Raw genomic sequence first — 18409 nt, forward strand, 5'->3', positions numbered from 1 at the left:
CACATCATCAAGTGCAACCACCGGCGGTGTGATGTCGGCAGAGACTGTGCCTGTACCTGGCAATGAAGTATTGCCTGCAGGGTCAGTCGCTGTTGCAGTCACTGTATCGCCATCCACCAGATTGCCCGGGTTTGGTACTGACCATGTTCCGTCTGTGCCTGCCACGACTGTTGCAGTGGTGCCATCAGGATATGTCACAGTCACTGTAGAACCAGCTTCTGCTGTACCGCTCACTGGGTCAGTTGCATTGATTGGATCAAGTACAGGTGCATTTGGTGCGGTGGTATCAATTGTATAAGTTTGTGTATCATTAACAGTGCTGCTATTACCTACTGCATCAGTGAAGGTTACTTTGGCATCAATTATTTTATCTGCATCCGCTGTTAAACCGCTACCAGGCACACTTACTGTCCATGTACCTGCTGCACTGTCTACAGTTGCATTATAAGTTACCCCATTAATAACAACTGTAACGGCTGTAGTAGCCGCATCTGAAGGAACGTTTGTCAGAACACCAGTAATCGTGACATTACCCGCTGCTTCTGATGCATTAATTACATTGTCAGCTGTTACTGAATCAACTGCGAAGTTGACACCATCGGTATTTGGGCCAACTGCATCGACAATAGCTGTGCCTGGTAATGATGGGTTACCTGCTGGATCTGTAGCAATCGCTTCAACTTCATCGCCATCATTCAGGCCAGGGTTTGGCACAGTCCACGTACCGTCTGGTCCTGCTACAACACTTGCTGTACTGCCGTCAGGATAAGTCACAGTCACTGTTGAACCAGGTTCTGCTGTACCTGTAATTGGGTCTGTCCCGTTAACCGGGTTAATTACTGGAGCATCAGGTGCAGTGGTATCGATTGTATATGTTTGTGTATCGTTAACACTGCTGCTATTACCTGCTGCATCTGTAAACGTTACTTTGGCATCAATTGTTTTATCTGCATCCGCAACCAAACCACTACCCGGCACACTTACTGTCCATGTGCCTGCTGTGCTATCTACAGTCGCAGTATACGTCTGGCCATTAATCACAACAGTGACCACTGTATTTGCTGCATCTGCCGGAACGTTTTTCAATACACCTGTAACAGTAACGTTGCCTGACGCTTCTGACGCATTAATCACATTGTCAGCTGTTACTGAATCAATCGCAAAATTTACTGACCCTGTATTCGGTGCAGCTGTATCAACTGTTACAACCCCTGTATCGGTACCCGCATTGCCTGCTGCATCTGTTGCAGTTACGGTAATGGTGTGTGGACCATCAGTTAACGCAGGAAGTGTATTGTCTGCAAGCGTCCAGGTGCCGTCACCATTATTCACTGCCGGATAGTCAGTGCCATCCACATTGACAACCACAGTGGCTGTTGGATCGTTCACTGTACCGGTTAACTCAGGTGTACTGTCATTGGTCAATACATCGTTAAGCGCTACTGTCGGCGCAACCGCATCAACCACAGCTGTTGCTGGGCCTGATGTATTGCCTGCCGGATCTTCTGTTACTGCTGTTACCGTATCACCATCATTTAAGCCTGGGTTTGGCACAGTCCAAGTACCATCCGGTCCTGCTACAACACTTGCTGTACTACCGTCCGGATATGTCACAGTCACTGTTGAACCAGGTTCTGCTGTACCTGTAATCGGGTCTGTCCCGTTAACTGGGTCGATCACTGGCACTGAAGGAGCAGCTGTATCAACTGTCACAACACCCGTATCTGTACCTACGTTACCTGCTGCATCTGTTGCAGTCACGGTAATGGTGTGTGGACCATCAGTTAACGCAGGAAGTGTATTGTCTGCAAGCGTCCAGGTGCCGTCACCATTGTTCACTGCCGGATAGTCAACGCCATCAACAGTCACCACTACAGTTGCTGTCGGATCGTTCACTGTACCAGTTAACGCAGGTGTACTGTCATTCGTTAATAGATCAGTTATAACAACTGCTGGTGCAACTGCATCAACAGTAGCTGTACCTGGTAAAGATGGGTTGCCTGCTGGATCTGTAGCAATTGCCTCAACTTTATCACCATCATTCAAGCCTGGGTTCGGCACAGTCCAAGTACCATCCGGTCCTGCTACAACTGTTGCTGTGTCACCATTAGGATAGGTTACTGTTACGGTTGAACCAGGTTCTGCAGTACCTGTAATCGGGTCTGTCCCGTTAACAGGGTCAATCACTGGCGCTGAAGGAGCAGCTGTATCCAGTGTATAAGTTTGTGTATCGTTAACTGTGCTGCTATTACCTGCTGCATCAGTGAAGGTTACTTTAGCATCAATCGTTTTATCAGCATCAGCAACCAAACCGCTACCTGGTACACTTACTGTCCATGTACCTGCTGCATTGTCTACAGTTGCAGTATAAGTTACCCCATTAATAACAACTGTAACGGCTGTAGTAGCCGCATCTGAAGGAACGTTTTTCAATACACCTGTAATCGTGACATTGCCAGCCGCTTCTGATGCATTAACCACATTATCAGCTGTTACCGAATCAACAGCAAAGTTAACACCATCCGTATTTGGACCAACTGCATCAACAATAGCTGTTCCTGGTCCTGATGTATTGCCAGCAGGGTCTGTTGCTACAGCTGTAACTTCATCACCATTATTCAAACCAGGGTTTGGTACAGTCCAAGTACCATCCGGTCCTGCTACAACACTTGCCGTACTACCGTCCGGATAAGTCACAGTTACTGTTGAACCAGGTTCTGCTGTACCTGTGATCGGGTCTGTCCTGTTAACCGGGTCAATCACTGGTGCATTCGGTGCAGTCGTATCAATCGTATAAGTTTGTGTATCTTTAACAGTACTGCTATTACCTGCCGCATCTGTAAACGTTACAGTCGCATCAATGGTTTTATCTGCATCAGCTGTTAAACCACTACCAGGCACACTTACTGTCCATGTACCCGCTGTTTTGTCTACAGTTGCATTATAAGTTACCCCATTAATAACAACTGTAACGGCCGTATTGGCCGCATCTGCTGGAATGTTTTTCAGAACACCAGTAATCGTGACATTACCTGCTGCTTCTGATGCATTAATTACGTTATCTGAAGTAACAGGATCAACAGAGAAAGTGACTCCATCTGTATTTGGTGGAGTGGTGTCAGCAGGTGTTGAGTCATCATCATTATCACTATTCGATGCTGCAGCGATAATACCGCCCGCAACTAAAGGAATAGCTGCCCACAACCATGGGTTTACACCCGCATCGTGATAAAGTAATGGTTCAATTGAAGAAATAGGTTGGTAAATAACATCAGATACCAACTCTTGTGGTGCTTCTGCTGGTAAAGCAGCAGGTAAATCCTCAGCTACCAGAGCTTGTGGTTCAACATCACTGTCTGCATCAGCGTCCGCATCAGCATCGGCGTCCGCATCATTTTCAGCATCTTTGAATTTTGCCCAAATCAACTGTCCATTTTCATCTTGAAAAACAAGACTGTTATCTTTAGGCTCAGCTGTTCCACTAAAGAAGCCTTCAATAACAATAGTCTCGCCATTTTTCAGGCGAATGACTGCATTGGTACCCTCCCTATTCACTACCAATACATCACTGGCAGCCACTTTTACCAATACGACCGACGCTTCTGAAAGCTTTGCAGAAGTTCCCTTGATTGTTGACAAGGTATCGTGACTATCCTTGGCAATAATTTGTATTTCAGGCATATCTGTATTCCTTTTATATTATTGATTTAAATGATTTTATGTATAATTCTTTTTACTTAATCTTTCTAAGTTTTTGACCTACAACTTAAAAACATTAAGTAATGTGATCATTTTTACATTAAACACTTTAAAATAAAAAAAACAAATACTAAAGTACCTAAAGAAAAAATTTTAATTAATAGAAATTATATATAAGTTTTAGTTAAGTTTTTCTTATGTTAATTTAATGAAAAATCACGTTAAACGTTTTATATATAAAACAAATTTATTGTTTTTCTATTTACCATTTGTTGAAAAATCATTTAATTAAAATATTCATATAACAATTATTAATATCTTAATAAAATAAAATATATTATTAATGATATATATAGAAAAAAAAGGCTTTAGGTAATATTTTACTATTACACTAAAACCTCATTTTTAAATATCTTATAAATTTTAAAAATATTTATATTTAGAAATTATCTGGACTCTCAAATCTTTTTACTTCTTGTAACTTATTCGGGTCATGCATTGTCGCAATTCCATCCTCAGTTTTTTGGTCTACAAGAATATCTGGATTATAAACGGTGATTGTTTCTCTACCCAGCGCATCCTCCCCCACAATATACTGAAAACCTCTTCGGTTCATCTTATGGCACAACCTTTGATAGAAGCCTTTTAAGCCTTCAGTTTCTTCGTTGGGGTTGTAATAAAAAGCATTCATCACAGCTGGTAAACCTAGGCCGCACACAATACCTGATAACAATACACTAATAAATGTATATCCAATCAGGATACTACTATAGGGACTTAAGGCAGGGATATTGGCTACTGCCAAAATCAATGCAAGTGAAATTCCTCCTCGTACCCCACCCCAAGATAAAATAGTCAAACTACCGTTGTAGCTTTTAGTTCTACGCATTGTGGGAAAAAAAGCGAAAGCCATAAAGTTGGCAGCAAAACGAGAAATATGAAGAATAAAGAACGCAACAATACCGCCTAAAATCAGGCTAAAGTTTAGATCAAGAATAAATAACTCTAAGCCAATTAAAGTAAATAAGAATGAGTTAATGATTCCTTCTACTGTATGCCAAAAATGATTAACTTCTTGAATCTCTCGCTCTTCTCGTATTTCCTTCCATTTGTTTCCAACAATTAAACCGCCAATTACACAAGCAATCGGTGCTGATGCATGTGCAAACAAAGCAACCAAATATGCTCCACTTGCAAGTAAAGCTGTTGTTAAAATTAGGGACTCCATTTCGTGTTTACCACGTAATAGACGCAACACCCCTACCCCAAATGCCCAACCAATGCCGACGGCGACAACAATTTCATAAAGTAGAGCTTCTAATGTTGCCACTAATGAGAAATGTTCACCTTGCAAAACATTAAGCAAAGTCATAAACAATGCAATACACATTGCATCATTAAATAATGATTCACCTTCTAGCTTAACAATTAAATGATGAGGTGCGCGAATCGAACTAAGCACACCTTTAATACCAATTGGGTCTGTTGCCCCTAAAGCTGCACCTAAAAGTAACAGCACCAGAATTGGCACATGATATCCAACCAGTAATTGGAATCCGTAGAGTAAACTGCCAAATAATACGGCGCAAAGCACTAAGGCAATTGTTGCCAAAATACTAATTTGTTTCCAATAACTTTTTAGATCTGAAATTTTAAATTTGAGTGCAGAAGAAGTTAGAATAAAGCAAATAACACCATTAATTAAAAAATCATAAAAATCGATATGGCGTACAGCTTCCTCAATATTATGAATGTTAATGGTAATAAACTGGTTACCATTTAGTAGGCTGGCACCCCACTGTAGAATAAAGACAAAAATTGCTGAGACCAGAGGAACACCAATCGCCTGCGGAAAGCCTAAAATACGCTTATTAAAGATCGTGGTTGCTATTGATAATGCAAAAACCACTGTAAACGCTTGTAATAGAAAAAAATTACCCATGAATACCCTTCTTCTGGGTCAACGACCAAATAAGAAAATTTTGCTAGGTCGACCAAACTAAACAAAATGCAGGCATTAATAATGCCATGATCATAAAAAATGAAAATTCGGATGCAAGTTTAACGAATTGATTGAACAATCTATCAATCTGTTAAATTTCTTAACATTATTTATAGTTATGATCTGAAAAAAAGATGAGCTTATTAAATTATGTTTAACAAGACTCATCCTATAAAATTTTAAACTGGATTATTAAAAGTATCACATTGATTAATATCACCAGTTTTTAAACCAACCTGAAACCAATGCATTCGCTGTTCACTACTACCATGAGTAAAGCTGTCTGGAACGACCTGCCCCGTAGAGCGCTTCTGTAAATAATCATCTCCAATTTTTTGAGCAGCATCCATCGCTTCTTCAATGTCACCTTGCTCTAAAAATTGAGTTCGCTGTTGATTATGGCTCGCCCAAATACCCGCTAAACAGTCAGCTTGTAATTCTTGACGAACAGATAATTGGTTACCTTCTCTTTGGCTGACTTGTGCACGGGCTTGCTGTACTTGTGACGAAATACCCAGCAAGGTTTGAACATGGTGCCCTACTTCATGTGCAACCACATAAGCTTGTGCAAAATCCCCAGCTTGATCTTCTCTAGAAAGTTCAGTTTGGTTCTGCTCACCAGAAATTCCCATTTGCTGACGCATATCTTTAAAGAATTCTGTATCGATATAAACCTTTTGGTCTGCAGGACAATAAAATGGCCCCATTGCAGATTGAGCAGTACCACATCCTGACTGAACCATTCCACTAAACAATACTAATGTTGGTGGCGTATAGCTTTTACCTAACTGTTTAAATATGGGGGTCCAAGTATCTTCTGTATCAGCCAAAACCGTTCCAACAAAATCCGAGGCTTCCTTTTGCTCGGCCGTTAAACTTTCTGGCGCAGTTGCATTTGATTGTTGTGAAGCAGTAACTTGCTGCGTTGCTTGATAAGCCTGCTGTGGGTCAACACCAAAGAACTTCCACGCAACAAATGCAACAACCAAACCAATAATACTGATACCGCCTGCTCTAACACCGCCACCACCTCGACGGTCCTCAACATTGCTACTAATTCGTCGACCTTTCCAGCGCATAATTTCCCTCTTCTTTTTAGAATGGCATCATGAACCCGATGCTTTTTTAGGCCACATTTTTTGTATTAAGCTCACAATTAATAGAACAATTGCACCTGCAACAAGTCCTATTCCAAAGTTAATCAATGTTGGTGTTAAAGCACCAATGATGTTACCCACTGCTGGTATTGTTTCCACATGATCCACTGTGTCTTCAGTTAAGTGATGAAGCAATGGAATCGTATGATTAATAATCCCGCCACCCACTAAAAACATTGCAATAGTGCCCACGATTGAAAGTAATTTCATCAAAATAGGAGCAAAAGCTAATAGGCCTCGACCTATAGTTTGTTTAAATGAGGTCGACTGTTCTGTTAAATATAATCCCAAATCATCAATCTTAACAATCATACCAACTAGGCCATAAACGCCAATCGTCATCACAACAGCAATAACACTTAAAACGCTTAACTTTGTCATTAAAGTAGCTGTAGCAACTGTACCAAGCGTAATCACCACGATCTCAGCCGATAAAATAAAGTCAGTTCTTACTGCTCCTTTTATTTTTTCTTTTTCAAAAGTTGCTAAGTCTAATTCTTCAGTTTCAAGCTCTGCTTTTGCTTCCTCTGATGTAGAAGCTTTTTTATGCATAATGGTATGAAGAACTTTCTCTACTCCCTCATAACATAAAAATAACCCCCCGAGCATTAATAGCGGGTTAATAAGCCAAGGTGCAATCACACTAATTAACAATGCTAAAGGAACTAAAATAAGCTTATTAACAAATGAGCCTTTAGCCACTTTCCAAACAATAGGTAGTTCGCGATCTGCGCGCACACCTGTTACTTGCTGAGCATTTAAGGCCAAATCGTCACCTAAAACTCCGGCAGTTTTCTTGGCTGCCATTTTGCTCATTAAAGCAACATCATCTAAAATTGTTGCTATATCATCTAGTAATAAAAGTAAGCCACTCGCCATTTCTTATCCAAGTTTGTATTTATTAAGGCTATTGTAAGATGATTTTTTTGAATTTCTGTAATTTTACTGAATAAATTCACAATATTATTTTAAGAAAAGTTTCCCCAATCGCTGACGAAAAAAATTTATTTCCCGTACAATAATGCCAATCTTTTATATTACAGGGCTTACTACCCCTGATTAAGCCAATACGATAGTGGAATAAATAATGAGTAATGTTGATCAGCGTCCAATTATTTTGACAGGCGACCGCCCAACCGGACAACTTCATCTTGGGCATTTTGTCGGTTCTTTGCGTTCTCGTGTAGGTTTACAGGATAGCCATCATCAACATCTCTTATTAGCAGATGCACAAGCATTAACAGATAATGCAGATAATCCAGATAAAGTTCGTCGTAATATTCTAGAAGTTGCTCTAGATTATTTAGCTGTAGGCATTGATCCAACAAAAACTACCATTTGTGTTCAGTCTTGCTTGCCAGCACTCAATGAACTCACAATGCTCTATCTTAACTTTGTGACAGTTGCGCGTTTAGAACGTAACCCGACCATTAAATCTGAAATTCAAATGCGTGGTTTCGAGCGTGACATTCCAGCTGGTTTCCTCTGCTACCCTGTTGCACAAGCGGCTGATATTACTGCTTTCAAAGCAACTGTGGTTCCAGTTGGTGAAGATCAGATTCCAATGATTGAACAAACCAATGAAATTGTACGTCGAGTAAATCGCCAAATCGGTCAAGATCTTTTGCCTGAATGTAAAGCTTTGCTTTCTAATATGGCACGTCTACCTGGTTTTGATGGTAAAGCGAAAATGTCTAAATCATTAGGCAATACCATCGTTTTAAATGCTTCTGATAAAGACATTAAAAAAGCTGTTAATGCGATGTACACCGATCCAAATCACCTTCGTATTGAAGATCCAGGTCAAGTTGAAGGCAATATTGTATTTACTTATTTAGATGCATTTGATCCAAATAAAGAAGAAGTTGAAGAGTTAAAAGCTCACTATCGTCGCGGTGGTCTTGGTGACGGTACAGTTAAAAAACGTCTTGAAGGTGTCTTAAAAGAGTTAATTACACCTATTCGTGAACGTCGCGAAGAACTTGCTAAAGATCCTGACTATATTATGGATGTTTTACGTCAAGGTACAGATAAGTGCCGTCTTATTACTCAACAGACTTTAGACGAAGTTAAAGATGGTTTAGGTTTATTTAAATTTTAATTCTCGTTAGAAATTAAAAGCCCTTCGGGGCTTTTTTTATTTATTAGATTCAATAATATTCATTTTTTAGAATTACTAATGTATTGATAGCCATTCACAGGCTTTTACCCTATTAACGTGAAGTAACACTTATTAACGCTAATAGCGATGAAGAATATCTTAACTTTATCTATTATCCTCTATGTAGGTTACATCATATGAGCCTCACGACATTTCTCCTTAAACCGAAACTGTTTTTACAGATTCGTTGTTCTACGCAATGATCACCCCAATCATTGCGTATTTTTTTGCCTAAAAATTTTATTTATGAATTAGCTATACTTATAAAAACTCTTATTTTTCTTTAATAAATAAAAAAACACCGCATCATTTTTCAGATGCGGTGCTTTTTAAGATTCAGCGTAAAGCGATTAAGCTAAACCTTTCTCTTTTAAAACTTGCAACATAGTTGAACCAAGCTCAGCTGGGCTACGAGTGTAAGCCATACCTGCTTTTTCAAATGCAGCGAATTTCTCTTCAGCAGTACCTTGACCACCAGAAATAATCGCACCAGCGTGACCCATACGCTTACCTTTAGGAGCAGTTACACCAGCAATGTAACCTACTACAGGCTTAGTCACGTTAGATTTGATGAATTCAGCAGCTTCTTCTTCCGCTGTACCACCGATCTCACCGATCATGATGATTGCATCAGTATCTGGATCATCTTGGAACAATTGAAGCGCTTCGATTTGGTTCATACCTGGGATTGGGTCACCACCGATACCGATACAAGTAGACTGACCTAAACCAAGCTTAGTTGTTTGAGCAACAGCTTCATAAGTCAATGTACCTGAACGCGAGATGATACCAATACGACCTGGTTGGTGAATATGACCAGGCATAATACCAATCTTACATTCACCCGGAGTGATCACGCCTGGACAGTTAGGACCAACTAAACGAGTACCGTTACCGTTAGTTTCTAAGTAGCGTTTTGCTTTAAGCATGTCGATTGTTGGAACACCTTCAGTGATCACAACGATTAGGCCAACACCTGAATCAACCGCTTCAACGATTGAGTCTAAAACGAATGGAGCTGGTACATAGATTACAGATGCATCTGCATTTGTTTCACCTACAGCTTCTTTCATTGTGTTGAATACTGGTAGGTCAAGGTGAGTAGTACCGCCTTTACCTGGAGTAACACCACCAACAACTTTTGTACCGTAGTCTAAAGCTTGTGCAGAGTGGAAAGTACCGTTTTTACCAGTAAAACCTTGTACCAATACTTTAGTGTCTTTATTAATTAATACGCTCATGATTGATACTCCCCTTACGCTTTAACTGCAGCTACAACTTTTTCTGCGGCATCAGACAAGCCGTTTGCAGAAATTAATTTCAAACCAGATTCATCAAGTAATTTAGCACCTAACTCAGCGTTGTTACCTTCTAAACGAACAACAACTGGAACAGTTACGTTTACTTCTTGAACCGCTGCAATAATTGCTTCAGCAATCATGTCACAACGTACGATACCACCGAAGATGTTGATTAAAACACCTTGTACAGATGTATCAGCAAGGATGATTTTGAACGCTTCGATTACGCGCTCTTTAGTTGCACCGCCACCAACGTCAAGGAAGTTTGCAGGCTGACCACCATAAAGTTTAATGATGTCCATAGTTGCCATTGCAAGACCAGCACCGTTAACCATACAACCGATGTTACCTTCTAAAGCAACATAGTTAAGATCAAATTCAGATGCTTTTAATTCACGCTCATTCTCTTGAGATTTGTCACGTAAAGCAGCAACTTTAGGTAAACGGTAAAGCGCGTTAGAGTCGATACCTACTTTCGCATCAACACATAAAATTTCGCCATTTTCACGAACTGAAAGTGGGTTAATTTCAAATAATGCAAAGTCATTTTCAACAAATGCTTGGTAAGCAGCTGTCATGATTTTTACAAATTGATTAATTTGCTTGTCTTTCAAACCTAAAGCAAACGCAACTTCACGTGCTTGGAATGGTTGTAAGCCAACTAATGGATCAACTTCAACTTTGATAATTTTTTCTGGAGTTTCTTCCGCAACTTTCTCGATTTCTACACCACCTTCTGTAGAAGCCATGAAAGTAATACGACGGCTAGAACGATCTACAACCGCGCCCAAGTAAAGCTCACGCTCAACTGGGTATACGTCTTCAGCAACAATAATGCTGTTTACTGGTTGACCATTTGCATCTGTTTGATACGTTACAAGACGAGTACCAATGATATTATTTGCAAATTCGATAACGTCTTCTTTAGATTTTGCAACTTTAACGCCACCAGCCTTACCACGACCACCAGCATGAACTTGCGCTTTCATTACCGCGAATTTACCACCAAGCTGTTCAAATGCAGCAACTGCTTCGTCTGCATTGGTAGCCAAGATACCTTCTTGTACTGGCATACCATATTCTTTCAATAACGCTTTAGCTTGATACTCATGTAAGTTCATTTAGTTACCTACTTAACTTTGTTTGTTGTCTTCAATTTGCGCAACATTCTCATGTTACTTATGCAAATTGCTGTCTACGTCTTTCACCTTGATGCTTTTTTAATCACACCATCGAATGTGAAAAAGAGCGGAGAACCGCTCTTTATTTTATTTACGCTTACGTTGAATCGCGTGAATTGCACGACCATCTACAGCAAGTGCAGCTTCATGAACAACTTCAGAGAATGTTGGATGACCAAATGTCATTAACTGAAGATCTTCAACAGAAGATACAAATTCAAGAGCAATCATACCTTGGTGTACGATATCAGATGCTGCAGGTCCAATAACATGCATACCTAATAAACGGTCAGTTTTTGCATCAGCAACAAACTTAACAAAACCAGCACCTTCACCCGCCGCTAAAGCACGACCATTTACAGCAAAACCGAATTGACCAGTTTTAACTTCATGACCTTTTTCTTTAGCTTGTTCTTCAGTTAAACCAACCCATGCCGCTTCCGGATGTGTATAGATAACAGAAATGATTGTGTCATAGTTCACTTGAGCTGCATGACCGTGAATACGTTCAACAGCCATTACACCTTCTTCCATTGCTTTATGAGCAAGCATTGGACCACGAACCAAGTCACCAATCGCATATACACCTTCTACAGAAGTTGCACAGTGATCATTTACTTCAACTAAACCACGTTCAGTTAATTTAATGCCTGAATCATCTGCCAATAAACCTTCTGCATAAGCTTTACGGCCTACACAAACGATTAATTTGTCAAAAGTCTGAGTTTTTTCTTCGCCGCCTTGAGTGTATTTAACAGTCACTTCACGACCATTAATTTCAGTACCAGAAACTTTAGCACCGATACGAATATCAAGACCTTGCTTAGTTAAAAGTTTTTGGTAGTCTTTTGCCAAAGCTTTATCAGCCATTGGTAAGAATGCATCCATTGCTTCAAAAACAACAACTTCAGCACCAAGACGACGCCAAACAGAACCAAGCTCTAAACCGATTACACCTGCACCAATTACACCTAAACGCTTAGGTACTTCTGGGAAGTTCAATGCACCAGTTGAATCAACAATAATATCTTGATCTACAGGAGCTACTGGAATATTTACAGGCACAGAACCAGACGCAAGAATAACGTATTTAGGTTCTAAAACTTGAGTTTCGCCTTCATGAGAAACGAACTCAACTTTTTTACCAGCAAGTAATTTACCAGTACCTTTTAACCATTCAATGCCATTGCCTTTAAGCAATTGATCGATACCACCAGTTAATTGGTCAACAATTTTGTCTTTACGAGCAAGAAGCTTAGCAAGATCAAAATTCACTTCACCTGTAGTGATACCGTGATCAGCTAAGTGATGTACTGTATCTTCGTAACGGTGAGAAGAGTCAAGTAATGCTTTAGAAGGAATACAACCTACGTTTAAGCATGTACCACCTAAAGATGGCTTACCGTTGTGAATACGTTTTTCGATACAAGCGACTTTAAAACCTAGTTGAGCAGCGCGAATTGCAGCTTCATAACCACCAGGACCACCGCCAATAACAACAAGATCAAATTGTTGAGACATTGTTTATCTCCATGGTCCGAGATAGAGGATCACTCTACCTCGGTAATATTATTCGAAGAAATTAAAGATCAAGGATGAGTTTAGCTGGCTCTTCTAACAATTCTTTGATTGCTACCAAGAAACCAACAGCTTCTTTACCATCGATCATACGGTGGTCATAAGAAAGTGCTAAATACATCATTGGCAAGATTTCAACTTGACCATTTACAGCCATAGGACGCTCTTGGATTTTGTGCATACCCAAGATACCAGTTTGTGGCTGATTCAAAATTGGAGTTGAAAGTAATGAACCGAAAGTACCACCGTTAGTGATTGTGAAAGTACCACCAGTCATTTCTTCGATAGATAATTTACCATCACGTGCTTTAGCAGCATATGCACCAATACCAGATTCAACTTCTGCATAGCTCATACGATCAGTATCACGTAATACTGGTACAACAAGACCACGATCAGAAGATACTGCAACACCGATGTCGTAGTAACCGTGATAAACGATATCGTCGCCATCAATTGAAGCGTTTACAGCTGGGTAGCGTTTAAGCGCTTCAGTTGCTGCTTTAACGAAGAATGACATGAAGCCTAAACGAGCGCCATGACGTTTTTCAAAAGCATCTTTATATTGCTTACGCAATTCCATGATTGGCTTCATGTTAACTTCGTTGAATGTAGTTAACATTGCTGTTTCTTGAGTTGCAGCAAGAAGACGCTCAGCTACACGCTTACGTAAACGAGTCATTGGAACACGTTTTTCGATACGCTCACCAACAGCCACACTTAACGGAGTAACGTTAGCAGCTGGTTTAGCTTGATGGTTTGCAACATCTTCTTTAGTGATACGACCACCACGACCAGTACCTTGTACGTCAGCAGCAGCAATACCAGATTCAGTTAATGCTTTACGAACTGCAGGAGCTTGATCAGATACAGTTTCTGTACGCTCAACAACAGGCGCTGCACCAGCTTGAGTGTGAGCAACTGCTTGCTCTACTGCTGCCGGAGCAGCCGCTGCTGCACCAGCACCAGCTTCAAATTGAGCAATAACTTCGTCAGAAAGAACTGTATCGCCTTCATCTTTAATGATTGCAACTAAGCTACCATCAGCAGGAGCAACAACTTCTAAAACAACTTTGTCGGTTTCAATATCACAGATTACTTCATCACGTGATACAGGTTCACCCACCTTTTTATGCCAAGTTGCGATGGTGCCATCTGCAACAGACTCTGGGAATACCGGTGCTTTAATTTCGGTTGCCATTATTGAGAATCTCCTGATTGTTCAGCTTCGATTGCCAATGCATCATTAATTAGCTGAGCTTGTTGTTTTGCATGCAAGTACGGTGAGCCACAAGCTGGTGCAGCAGAAGCTTCACGACCTGCAAAACTGATACGGATTTGTTTGCCAGATTTTAAGATATCGTCATATAAACGCGGTGCAATAAATAACCATGCGCCTTGGTTCTTCGGCTCTTCTTGTGCCCAAACGAGTTCTTTCACATTTGGATATGAAGCCAAGATTTCCGCAAGACGTTGCTCTGGATATGGATACAACTGTTCAATACGTACAATTGCGACATTAGTTAAGTTTTGTTCACGACGTTTTTCAAGTAAGTCGTAATAAACTTTACCGCCACAAAGTACAAGACGAGTTACATCTGACTTGTTAATTTGATCAATTTCGTCAATTACAGTTTGGAATGAACCATTCGCAAGCTCTTCTAAAGTAGAAGTAGCAAGTTTATGACGAAGTAAAGATTTCGGTGACATTACAATCAATGGCTTACGAATTGGGCGTACAGCTTGACGACGTAATGCATGGAAAATCTGTGCAGGTGTCGTTGGAGTGATCACTTGCATGTTGTCTTCAGCACATAACTGTAAGAAACGTTCTAAACGAGCTGATGAGTGTTCTGGGCCTTGACCTTCGAAACCGTGTGGTAACAACATTGTTAAACCACAAACACGTTCCCACTTAGTCTCACCAGAAGCAATAAACTGGTCAATCACAACTTGAGCACAGTTTACGAAGTCACCAAATTGTGCTTCCCAAATAATCAAGCTCTTAGGAATTGTAGTTGCGTAACCATATTCGAATGCAAGAACTGCTTCTTCAGATAAAAGAGAGTCATAAATCGCAAAACGTGGTTGGTTTTCTTTCACATGACAAAGTGGAATGTAAGTTGAACCATCAGCTTGGTTATGCAATTTCGCATGACGGTGTGAGAAGGTACCACGACCCACATCTTCACCAGTAATACGAACTAGATAATCTTCATCTAATAAAGTTGCATAAGCTAAAGTTTCTGCTGCACCCCAGTTTAATGGAGTTTCACCAGTTTGCATTTTTACGCGGTCTTCAATTACTTTTTGAACCTGACGCTGCATTACAAACCCTTCAGGAAGTTTGCTCATGCCCTCGCCTAATTCTTTTAAGCGATTTAAGTCAAATGAAGTATCCCAATCGTCTGTGTAGTCATGGCCCAAATATGGAGTCCAATCAACAAACATTTTGGTATTTGGTTCAAGAATCAATGCATTTGCTACATGATTACCCGCTTCTAAATCAGAACGGTAATCTTCAACCATTTGGTCTGCTTCAGCACGATCAAGTACTTTCTCTTGAACAAGTTGATCAGCATAAAGTGTACGAGTCGTTGCTTTCTTCGCAATTACTTGATACATCAATGGTTGTGTACCAGATGGCTCATCTGCTTCGTTATGGCCACGACGACGATAACAGAACAAATCGATAACAACATCTTTACGGAATTCGTGACGGAAATCATGTGCTAATTGAGTAGCAAAGATAACAGCTTCAGGATCATCGCCATTTACATGGAAAATTGGCGCCTGAATCATTTTAGCAACGTCTGTACAGTATTCTGTAGAGCGTGCATCACGAGGATCAGAAGTTGTGAAACCTACTTGGTTGTTCACAATAATATGAACTGTACCACCAACCGTATAGCCACGAGTTTGTGACATCTGGAAGGTTTCCATGTTCACGCCCTGACCTGCAAATGCCGCATCACCATGAACAATAACTGGTAAAACGTCATCACCGCCAATGTCTCTACGACGTACTTGACGTGCACGTACAGAACCTTCAACTACAGGACCAACAATTTCCAAGTGAGATGGGTTAAATGCTAATGCCAAGTGAACTTCGCCACCTGGAGTCATTACATTACTTGAGAAACCTTGGTGGTATTTAACGTCGCCAGAACCTTTTTTATGAATTGATTTACCTTCGAACTCACCAAATAAGTCCGCAGGGTTTTTACCCATAATATTCACAAGAAGGTTTAAACGGCCACGGTGCGGCATACCAATAACAACTTCTTTACAACCTACAGCACCAGCACGCTGAATAATCTCGTTTACCATAGGAATAAAGGATTCGCCGCCTTCAACACCAAAGCGTTTAGCACCGACGTATTTATTACCAAGATATTTTTCAAGACCTTCAGCAGCAGTTAAACGCTCTAAGAAGCCTTTCTTTTGATCATTTGTGTAATTGAATTTACCACGGGCACTTTCAAGACGTTGTTGAATCCAACGTTTTTCTTTTGTGTCCACGATATGCATGTATTCAACACCGATCGAACCACAATAGATTGATTCCATTGCTTCAATCATTTCAGCAAGCGTTGCTTCGCTTTTGCCGATTTCAAGATTGCCAGTATTGAATACAGTATCTAAATCTGATTTGGTTAAACCGTGAGCTGAAAGATCTAAATCTGGAATCTCTTCACGCTTAGCAAGACCTAATGGATCTAATTTAGCTTTTTGATGTCCGCGATTACGATAAGCAGCAATAAGTTGTAAAACGCCAATTTGACGACGCTCATGCTCAGTACTTACAGTACTTTGTACAACAGGTTGAACACGATTAGCATTACGTCCTAGTAATAGGAATTGCTCACGCACAGTGCTGTGTGGTTGGTCACCCTTTGGATATTTATCGAAATATTGGCGCCAGTCCTCAGCTACAGAGGTTGGGGAAGTCAGGTACTGCTCGTAAAGTTCTTCAATATACGCTGCACTATCAGCGGAAAGTTCAGTGTCAAGACGCAATGCGTCAGCAACTTCTTGCATTTGTGGACCCATTTCCTATTGCAAAAAATATTACAGGCTGCCTTTTAAGCACACCCATGATGCATAATGCCAAATTGGTAAAAAAGGCATTAGTTACCCAACAGGTCTCTAAGACCATGGGGCGTCATACTACCTAGAGAGAAAACTCCATAGGTAATTAATGAATCACAACGCCCTCAATGGCATCATCACTCACCTTATACTCGATTAAAACCGAGCAATTTTTTGCAAATCTTTTTAGAAAAATTAACTTTAAAATTAACTTTTCTAAAATGACTTTAACCATAAAAATTAAGCACAGATCTAAGATCGTGCTACTTAAATTAATTTCACTAGTATACGCTTTTTTCACCTATAACTTTGTGGCAAATCGTATCATGTTCTTAAACAACGATTGATTTTTTTGACACATACCACCTATAAATTGGCGAAATACATAAGCGATTTTATCTTTTAATATATGGTGCAATATATAAAATCCTCGCTCTTTTCGACCAAAGTCTAAAGTTTACATTATAAAATTAAAAAAAAACGCACATCAAGGATGCGCGTTTTCTATTTGTGCAGAATTAACCCGCTTGATCTAATAGCATGTTACGGATGTGACCGATTGCTTTAGTAGGGTTTAGACCTTTAGGACATACTGACACACAGTTCATAATACCTTTACAACGGAACAAACTGAATGGATCGTCAAGACGAGCCAAACGGTCTGCAGTAGCAGTATCACGAGAGTCGATGATAAAACGATATGCATTTAACAATGCTGAAGGACCCAAGAATTTATCAGGGTTCCACCAGAATGATGGGCATGAAGTTGAACAACACGCACAAAGAATACATTCATACAAACCATTTAAGTGTTCACGCTCTTCAGGAGACTGTAAACGCTCTTTAGGTGGAGCTGGTTGGTTATTGATCAAGAATGGCTGAATTTTGTCATATTGATCATAGAATTGGTTCATATCAACAACCAAATCTTTAACAACCGGCAAACCTGGTAATGGACGAATTACAATTTTCTCAGGCAGGTCATTTAAATTCCATAAACAAGCCAAACCATTTTTACCATTAATGTTTACACCATCCGAACCACAAATACCTTCACGGCATGAACGACGGAACGTTAATGATTCATCTTGAACCTTCAAAGCAAGTAATGCATCAAGCAACATACGGTGCTTATCAGTCAATTCAAGCTTGAAAGTTTGCATGTACGGCGCTTTATCCTTATCAGGATCATAGCGGTAGATTTCGAATGTACGTGTACCTCTACTCATCTTTATACT

Annotated in this window: 12 protein-coding genes; 1 reads left to right on the plus strand and 11 read right to left on the minus strand. The window is 40.1% G+C overall.

Annotated features, from left to right (window positions below; all coding sequences use genetic code 11):
• From HMPREF0013_RS24750 to HMPREF0013_RS21105, 4 genes are all read right to left on the minus strand, one after another.
• Positions 1-3681: Ig-like domain-containing protein (locus HMPREF0013_RS24750; RefSeq protein ID WP_025464192.1), on the minus strand; the 3681-nt coding region annotated here is incomplete at its 3' end.
• A 457-nt stretch (positions 3682-4138) separates the two neighbouring features.
• The gene (locus tag HMPREF0013_RS21095) at positions 4139-5641 is read right to left on the minus strand and encodes a cation:proton antiporter (RefSeq protein WP_002116022.1); all 1503 of its coding nucleotides are present in this window, start codon (positions 5639-5641) and stop codon (positions 4139-4141) included.
• 239 nt (positions 5642-5880) lie between these two features.
• Complete coding sequence (locus HMPREF0013_RS21100) at positions 5881-6780, minus strand: neutral zinc metallopeptidase (protein ID WP_002116484.1); 900 nt, start codon at positions 6778-6780, stop codon at positions 5881-5883.
• Positions 6781-6807: 27 nt separating this feature from the next.
• Complete coding sequence (locus tag HMPREF0013_RS21105) at positions 6808-7737, minus strand: DUF808 domain-containing protein (RefSeq protein WP_002116309.1); 930 nt, start codon at positions 7735-7737, stop codon at positions 6808-6810.
• A gap of 208 nt (positions 7738-7945) precedes the next feature.
• On the opposite strand from HMPREF0013_RS21105, the gene trpS reads away from it, so the two are divergent.
• Positions 7946-8959 (plus strand): tryptophan--tRNA ligase, encoded by a 1014-nt coding sequence (trpS, locus tag HMPREF0013_RS21110; protein WP_002116097.1) that lies wholly within the window; start codon positions 7946-7948, stop codon positions 8957-8959.
• A gap of 410 nt (positions 8960-9369) precedes the next feature.
• On the opposite strand, the gene sucD is transcribed toward trpS, so the two are convergent.
• The 7 genes from sucD to HMPREF0013_RS21145 form a co-directional block, all read right to left on the minus strand.
• Complete coding sequence (sucD, locus tag HMPREF0013_RS21115; RefSeq protein WP_005804645.1) at positions 9370-10260, minus strand: succinate--CoA ligase subunit alpha; 891 nt, start codon at positions 10258-10260, stop codon at positions 9370-9372.
• A gap of 14 nt (positions 10261-10274) precedes the next feature.
• Entirely contained in the window at positions 10275-11441 is a 1167-nt protein-coding gene (gene sucC / locus HMPREF0013_RS21120; protein WP_002116307.1) for an ADP-forming succinate--CoA ligase subunit beta, read from the minus strand.
• A gap of 147 nt (positions 11442-11588) precedes the next feature.
• Complete coding sequence (gene lpdA, locus HMPREF0013_RS21125; RefSeq protein WP_002116053.1) at positions 11589-13022, minus strand: dihydrolipoyl dehydrogenase; 1434 nt, start codon at positions 13020-13022, stop codon at positions 11589-11591.
• A 61-nt stretch (positions 13023-13083) separates the two neighbouring features.
• On the minus strand, positions 13084-14280 hold the full coding sequence (odhB, locus tag HMPREF0013_RS21130) for a 2-oxoglutarate dehydrogenase complex dihydrolipoyllysine-residue succinyltransferase (protein WP_002116193.1): 1197 nt from the start codon (positions 14278-14280) through the stop codon (positions 13084-13086).
• Positions 14280-17120 (minus strand): 2-oxoglutarate dehydrogenase E1 component, encoded by a 2841-nt coding sequence (locus HMPREF0013_RS21135; RefSeq protein ID WP_002116442.1) that lies wholly within the window; start codon positions 17118-17120, stop codon positions 14280-14282. The genes odhB and HMPREF0013_RS21135 overlap by 1 nt, the downstream gene beginning before the upstream one ends.
• Positions 17121-17277: 157 nt before the next feature.
• Positions 17278-17406 (minus strand): hypothetical protein, encoded by a 129-nt coding sequence (locus HMPREF0013_RS21140; protein ID WP_002116082.1) that lies wholly within the window; start codon positions 17404-17406, stop codon positions 17278-17280.
• A gap of 283 nt (positions 17407-17689) precedes the next feature.
• Positions 17690-18400, minus strand: a complete 711-nt coding sequence (locus HMPREF0013_RS21145; protein ID WP_002116292.1) for a succinate dehydrogenase iron-sulfur subunit — start codon at positions 18398-18400, stop codon at positions 17690-17692.
• Positions 18401-18409 lie beyond the last annotated feature (9 nt).

It is taken from the genome of Acinetobacter sp. SH024, assembly GCF_000163635.1.
GTDB classification, from domain to species: domain Bacteria; phylum Pseudomonadota; class Gammaproteobacteria; order Pseudomonadales; family Moraxellaceae; genus Acinetobacter; species Acinetobacter pittii.

Bases quoted from the DNA above. Each gene is read 5' to 3' on its own strand.
- HMPREF0013_RS21095 (WP_002116022.1), bottom strand. From the start codon at position 5,641: ATGGGTAATTTTTTTCTATTACAAGCGTTTACAGTGGTTTTTGCATTA.
- HMPREF0013_RS21100 (WP_002116484.1), bottom strand. From the start codon at position 6,780: ATGCGCTGGAAAGGTCGACGAATTAGTAGCAATGTTGAGGACCGTCGA.
- HMPREF0013_RS21105 (WP_002116309.1), bottom strand. From the start codon at position 7,737: ATGGCGAGTGGCTTACTTTTATTACTAGATGATATAGCAACAATTTTA.
- trpS (WP_002116097.1), top strand. From the start codon at position 7,946: ATGAGTAATGTTGATCAGCGTCCAATTATTTTGACAGGCGACCGCCCA.
- sucD (WP_005804645.1), bottom strand. From the start codon at position 10,260: ATGAGCGTATTAATTAATAAAGACACTAAAGTATTGGTACAAGGTTTT.
- sucC (WP_002116307.1), bottom strand. From the start codon at position 11,441: ATGAACTTACATGAGTATCAAGCTAAAGCGTTATTGAAAGAATATGGT.
- lpdA (WP_002116053.1), bottom strand. From the start codon at position 13,022: ATGTCTCAACAATTTGATCTTGTTGTTATTGGCGGTGGTCCTGGTGGT.
- odhB (WP_002116193.1), bottom strand. From the start codon at position 14,280: ATGGCAACCGAAATTAAAGCACCGGTATTCCCAGAGTCTGTTGCAGAT.
- HMPREF0013_RS21135 (WP_002116442.1), bottom strand. From the start codon at position 17,120: ATGCAAGAAGTTGCTGACGCATTGCGTCTTGACACTGAACTTTCCGCT.
- HMPREF0013_RS21140 (WP_002116082.1), bottom strand. From the start codon at position 17,406: ATGGTTAAAGTCATTTTAGAAAAGTTAATTTTAAAGTTAATTTTTCTA.
- HMPREF0013_RS21145 (WP_002116292.1), bottom strand. From the start codon at position 18,400: ATGAGTAGAGGTACACGTACATTCGAAATCTACCGCTATGATCCTGAT.